This is a genomic window from Halomonas sp. 3D7M (assembly GCF_014897885.1).
Taxonomy (GTDB): domain Bacteria; phylum Pseudomonadota; class Gammaproteobacteria; order Pseudomonadales; family Halomonadaceae; genus Vreelandella.
This window is the reverse complement of the sequence record NZ_JABUZF010000205.1, coordinates 5,041-10,879: the sequence shown is the minus strand read 5'-3', so window position 1 is coordinate 10,879 and position 5,839 is coordinate 5,041. Positions and strand designations below refer to the sequence as shown.

The following is a 5,839-nucleotide window of genomic DNA, read 5'->3' as shown; positions in this document are numbered from 1 at the left end:
GAGCATGAGCAGCATGAGCTGATCGACCAGCTTGATCATTATATTGATGCTGTAGATACCAAAGTGAGTGGTCTTAAAACCTTCTGGCAAGCTCTCAAGAAAGAGCTGGGGGGAGGCAATGACTAATGCTACACGCGGATATTCCTACTCCTTGATGGCGTCAGGCCTGCTGTTGGGCCTTTTGCTTCAAGGTTACAGCGAGGATAGCAACTCAATGCAGGCAGCCGCCTCTGGTGATTTAACTGCCAGCGGTTCCAGCACCGTTTATCCATTGACGCGAGAAGCAGCACGTCGTTACGAGCGTGCTAATCCTGATGCCAATATTGCCGTCGAGTTCACTGGAACAACGGCTGGTTTTGAGAAGTTTTGTGCAGGCGAGACTGATATTAATAATGCATCGCGGCCAATAGACGAAAGCGAACGGGCTGTGTGCGCATCTAACGATGTAGCGTATGTGGAAGTGCCTATTGCGATGGATGCGATTTCGATCGTGGTGCATCCATCCAACCGCTGGGCAAATGATATTACTGTCGACGAACTTCACAGGCTTTGGTCTCCGGCGTCAGAAGGCGAGGTCATGACATGGCGTGATGTGCGCGCAAGTTGGCCAGATGAGCCCATTGAGCTGTTTGGTCGAGGACAGGACTCGGGAACTTATGACTACTTCACAACGGCCATTGTAGGCGCGACCCGTAGTAGCCGGATGGACTACGTTGCCAGCGAAGATGAGGAGTTTCTAGCTGCGCAAATTGCCGCTGAACCAGGTGCTTTGGGTTTTTTTGGTATCGGCGGATATCACCGTCACTGGAATGAGCTGAAACTTCTTGCGGTGGCCAATAGTGATCAACCCGTATTTCCGACGCTGGAAACCGTCAAGCGTGGTCAATATACCCCCTTATCTCGTCCGCTTTATCTTTACCTGAATAGACAAAGTGTCGAGGAAAAACCGGAGCTTCACCGTTTCGCGATGGCCTATGTCGAAGACATTCGTGACTGGATTCATTTTACCGGCTACCTTCCGCTTGAAGAACAGGAGTATGCCGACACCCTTGACGCGCTTCGCCAGCTTGAAAGTCAGTGAGGGAGTAACAAGCTAGCCGCATATTAGTTGTTTTCTGGGTAGCTCATTGTCGCTAAGAGATGGGCAAAAAAAAAGGGGCTAAGGCTGTAGCAGGCCTTGCCCCTTATTAGTTACTTATTAATGTATTAGCCGTTAAGTTACACGCTGCCCTGGTTCCGCACCGGCATCGGGGGAAAGGAGGTAAATACCTTCTTTGTTAGCAGATGCTAATACCATGCCTTCTGATAAACCGAAGCGCATTTTACGAGGAGCTAAATTAGCCACCATGATTGTCAAGCGGCCCTCAAGTGCTTCTGGTGAATAGGCCGAACGAATACCTGAGAAGACATTACGTGTTTCACCGCCTAAATCCAGCGTAAGCTGGAGCAGCTTGTCAGCACCTTCAACGTACTGTGCCTTAGCAATGCGGGCAATGCGTAAATCAACTTTAGCGAAATCTTCAAAGCTGATTTCTGCCGCAATTGGTTCTTCTGCCAGGGGACCTTTGGGAGTGTTTTTCAGCTTCTGTTCTTCCACTAAATCCTCCTTGGATGCCTCAATCATAGCGTCAATCTTATCCCGTTCAACACGCGTCATTAACGGCTTGAATTTATTGATTGAGTGATTGACTAGTACGGTATTGCGGCTGTCCCAGTCGAGTGATTCAATCGCCAAGAATTCACGTGCTTGTTCGGCCATGGTTGGCACCACAGGCGCAAGGTAGACCATCAATTGGCGGAACAAGTTGATGCCTACTGAGCAGATTTCCAGCACTTCGACGTCACGGCCTTCCTGCTTGGCTAGTGCCCAGGGGGCCTTGTCGGCGATGTACGTATTGGCTTCATCGGCCAATTCCATAATTTTGCGCATGGCCCGGCTAAATTCACGCGCCTCAAAATCGTCAGCAATCTCGTCGCCAGCCGCGATAAAGCGCGCGACCATTTGTGGTTCGGCGCAGTGTTCAGCCAGTTTACCGCCGCCCAGTTTTTTCACAAAGCCGGCGCAGCGGCTGGCGATATTGACAACTTTTCCTACCAGATCAGAATTAACCCGTGCAGAAAAGTCGTCGAGGTTAAGATCCAGGTCATCCACTTTGGACGTTAATTTAGCGGCAAAGTAGTAGCGTAAATACTCTGGATTTAAATGTTCAGCGTAAGTAGCGGCTTTGATGAAAGTGCCACGAGATTTCGACATCTTGGCACCGTCTACAGTTAAGAAACCGTGACAGTTGACCGCAGTCGGCGTACGAAGGTCTGCACCATGCAACATGGCAGGCCAAAACAGGGCGTGGAAATAGACAATATCTTTGCCAATGAAGTGGTAAACCTCTGCATCGGAATCCTTCTTCCAAAAGGTATCGAAGTCGATCCCTTCCCGATCACATAAGTTCTTAAAGCTTGCCAGATAGCCGATGGGGGCATCTAGCCAGACATAGAAGTATTTACCTGGAGCATCGGGAATTTCAAAGCCAAAGTAGGGCGCATCTCGGGAGATGTCCCACTCATTAAAGCCCGACTCGAACCACTCCATCAGCTTGTTACGAATTTGCGGCTGTACATGGCCGTCATTAATCCATTGCTGAAGAAATTCAGCAAAGTCTGGTAGCTTGAAGAAGTAATGCGTAGAGCTACGTACTTCTGGTGTTGCCCCAGAAATAGCGGAGACAGGATTGATTAAGTCAGCAGGCGTGTAAGTGGCACCGCACTTTTCACAGTTATCGCCATATTGATCATCGGCACCACATTTAGGACACGTGCCCTTAATAAAACGGTCAGCTAGGAATAGGCCCTTTTGCGGATCAAACATTTGCTCAATATCGCGGGTGGCAATATGGCCTTTATCACGCAAGCGGGTGTAGATCAGTTCGCTAAAATAGCGGTTTTCTTCTGAATGGGTGGAATGATAGTTATCAAATCCCACGCCAAAGCGGGCGAAATCTTCCTGATGATCTTGGGAAACGCGCTCGATCAGGGCTTCGGGCGTAATACCTTCCTGCTCAGCCCGCAGCATAATGGCAGTGCCGTGGGCGTCGTCGGCACAAACGTAGTAGCACTGCTGTCCACGACTTTTTTGAAAACGCACCCAAATGTCGGTTTGGATGTACTCAAGAAGATGACCCAAGTGAATGGCGCCATTGGCATAAGGAAGCGCGCTTGTCACCAAGATGTTGCGCGGGGCAGTATTTGACATGGTGAATGATAATTCCGGTTAGGCAGTGCAAATAAAGACGGCGAAGTAGGGGTGCGCTTCGCCGGTAACGTCAACATGCTGCTTACAGCTATTTGTCCACTAGTAGAGTGCCTGCTCTTCCTGAACGACTTCACGCAGAAGCTCTAAAAAAAGCTTGTCAGCTTCAGAGTGCTCAGTGGGGTCTTCGGGAATATGGACGCTCGTAGTGTCGGAGATTTCGTTGGCAATTTTGGCCATTACGGCAGGGCTGTTGCCTTCGACTAGCTGCTGTCGTGCAATCGCTAGGGATTGTTCTAAGATTTTTGGGTCTTGGAGCAGCTTGCGAATAAAATCGCGTAGTTCATTAATAATACGTGTTTTTTGAATTTCTGATGCGGACATTGGAGTTCTCCTTAAGACCGCGCTTGAGGGATGTTCAAGCGAGACCAATTAATGCTTTGACCATAGCACTTTTTTAACAGCTGAGCATGGGTTCCTGGAAGCATTGGATGCAGTCTATTGGCTTTTGCTAGCACACTGTTCCAGTACGTTTGCTTCCAGTATGTATGTTTCCATTACGTATGTTTCCAGTACCTGCGCTTTAAAGGCTCAGGCGCCCAGCCTTGTGTTTGACAGGGTTGGCGTATTGTTCCAACCAATAAGGCCGCAACGCTTCAGGTATACTTGCCAGCCGAGCGTTAAAACGCTCTCTGTCTTGACGCGTTATCGTTTTGCGGGCGATCAGTTCTGGTGATTCGCCTAGGGCTTCCAGTGCTAAATAATGGCTAGGAAACAGGCGATAAGCACCGATCACTTGGCGGTCAATTTCCGCTGCCACTTCATCCGGCGTTGCCATATCAGCGCCTACCGGGCTACCAAAGCGCAGTTGTACCCGACCCTTGGGACCGGTGATGCCTGACACAATAGAGCGAATGTCCTCGAATTCGCTTTTCGCGTAGCTTCCTTCGGTAGCGATATCGTGAAGTTCCTGAGCTTTCTGTTGGTCGCAAGGGTCGTATTCGTAGCTAATCGATACCGGCACCAGTTTCAACTCGGCAATGGCATCACCGAATACCATATCCCGGTCAGCGTTGCGTCTGGCCATGGTCAGCATTTTGATGATGGCGGGATCGGTGCGATCAATGCCATTTTTAGCACGACCCTCTCGCTGCGCCATCCAAATAGAGTGCTGATCAACAGTAATTGAGTGACGGATATAGGCTGATAACTGCTGATATGCCGCCAGCATCGCACGCTTGCCTCGGGCGCTGCGCGGTACAATAAAACTTTTATTTAACCGCATCAGATCGGTGACGTAGGGCTTTTTCAGGAGGTTATCTCCGATCGCAATACGCACTGTATCGCGACCCGCCAGATAAAGCGCATAGTTCACAAAGGCGGGGTCTAGCGATATATCGCGATGGTTGCCTATAAACAGGTAAGCGCTGTTGTTATCTAGCTTATCAAGCCCAGAGACTTCGAAGGCATCCGTGGTGGTGCGAATCATGCGCTCCATATAGCTGGCGATCCGCATCTGGAAGTCATATACGGATGTAACGCCCTTTACTTCACGACGGACGGCATGGCCTGCTAAGGCGCGGGCAATGGGAGGCGCCCACTTGGCCATGCGCGGAAGCCTGAACTGAGTCAATGCATTTAAAAGCTCGCTATCATGTGATAGGCGCTCAAGAACATTGGCCACTTCATGATCCATATAGGGGCGAATGTCAGCCCAGGGGTCGTTGGCGGTGTCAGCGTTAAGTGCGTTGTTGTGATGAGTCATGCGATCCGTTGGATATAGGCAGAAATAAACAGTTTATATCAGCAGGCTAACGGCTGAATTAAGCGTCTGGCTGCGTAGCAGCTTCGCGCTGAGCTTCACCACCCAGCCACTCGATTAGGCGAGGAATATCGTCAGAAAGTGCCTGCGCCATCAAAATAAAATCAGTTTCTAAGCGAGCAAGTGCATCATCGCCATCATCTGCGTGATCAGCTTCCTCTATTAATGCATCGCCAAAACGCAATGATTTCAGCGCTAAATCATCATGCAGAACAAAGCTTAAACGACCTTCCAGGCTAACTGCGAGCTTGCTGGCTTGACGTCCGCTTTCAAGCAGTTGCTGGATCTCGTCGCTGTCTAGATCAACTTGGCGAGCGCGCAGCACGCCATCATCGCCTTTGGCTTTTAACTCAACCTGATCCCCTAACACAAGATCAGCAGGGCGGCTTTCCGCTTCGCCCAGCCATTGCGTCATCGCACGGATAGGCAGTGTTTGTGATGTCAGTGGCGTGACTTTCAAGCTACCCAGCGTTTCACGCAGAAGATCCAGTACATCTTCTGCCCGTGTACGAGAGCTGGCATTGACGCCAATTAATTGATGACGCGTATCCCACCATAAATCGATCTTCTGACTGCGAACAAATGCGCGGGGCATTAGTTCCTCAGTGACTTGCTCTTTCAGCGCCGTTTTTTCTTTGCGCGTCACCTTGCGTCCTTCGCTGGCTTCGATATCAGCGACTTTATCGTCCACTTCCTCTTTTACTACAGATGCAGGAAGCAAGCGCTCTTGGCGCAGGGCTGAAAGTAGTCGGTGGCCTTGGATTTCATGC

Annotated in this window: 5 protein-coding genes; 1 reads left to right on the top strand and 4 read right to left on the bottom strand. The window is 50.1% G+C overall.

Going from position 1 to position 5,839, the window contains the following annotated elements:
• Window positions 1-118 precede the first annotated feature (118 nt).
• Window positions 119-1,081 (top strand): PstS family phosphate ABC transporter substrate-binding protein, encoded by a 963-nt coding sequence (locus INT22_RS11360; protein ID WP_226912643.1) that lies wholly within the window; start codon window positions 119-121, stop codon window positions 1,079-1,081.
• 132 nt (window positions 1,082-1,213) lie between these two features.
• Here the strand turns inward: INT22_RS11360 and metG are convergent, their stop codons facing one another.
• The 4 genes from metG to INT22_RS11340 all read right to left on the bottom strand — a co-directional run.
• On the bottom strand, window positions 1,214-3,250 hold the full coding sequence (gene metG, locus INT22_RS11355) for a methionine--tRNA ligase (RefSeq protein WP_193060192.1): 2,037 nt from the start codon (window positions 3,248-3,250) through the stop codon (window positions 1,214-1,216).
• A 99-nt stretch (window positions 3,251-3,349) separates the two neighbouring features.
• Window positions 3,350-3,631, bottom strand: a complete 282-nt coding sequence (locus tag INT22_RS11350; protein WP_038484684.1) for a hypothetical protein — start codon at window positions 3,629-3,631, stop codon at window positions 3,350-3,352.
• A gap of 199 nt (window positions 3,632-3,830) precedes the next feature.
• Window positions 3,831-5,012 carry a 1-acyl-sn-glycerol-3-phosphate acyltransferase gene (locus INT22_RS11345; protein WP_193060193.1) on the bottom strand — a complete coding sequence of 394 codons (1,182 nt, stop codon included), beginning with the start codon at window positions 5,010-5,012 and terminating at the stop codon, window positions 3,831-3,833.
• 58 nt (window positions 5,013-5,070) lie between these two features.
• On the bottom strand, window positions 5,071-5,839 hold a 769-nt coding region (locus tag INT22_RS11340; protein ID WP_193068247.1), incomplete at its 5' end, for a recombination-associated protein RdgC.

What these genes read in the sequence shown, in the direction of transcription:
- INT22_RS11360 (WP_226912643.1), top strand. Translation starts at nt 119, where the DNA reads ATGACTAATGCTACACGCGGATATTCCTACTCCTTGATGGCGTCAGGC.
- metG (WP_193060192.1), bottom strand. Translation starts at nt 3,250, where the DNA reads ATGTCAAATACTGCCCCGCGCAACATCTTGGTGACAAGCGCGCTTCCT.
- INT22_RS11350 (WP_038484684.1), bottom strand. Translation starts at nt 3,631, where the DNA reads ATGTCCGCATCAGAAATTCAAAAAACACGTATTATTAATGAACTACGC.
- INT22_RS11345 (WP_193060193.1), bottom strand. Translation starts at nt 5,012, where the DNA reads ATGACTCATCACAACAACGCACTTAACGCTGACACCGCCAACGACCCC.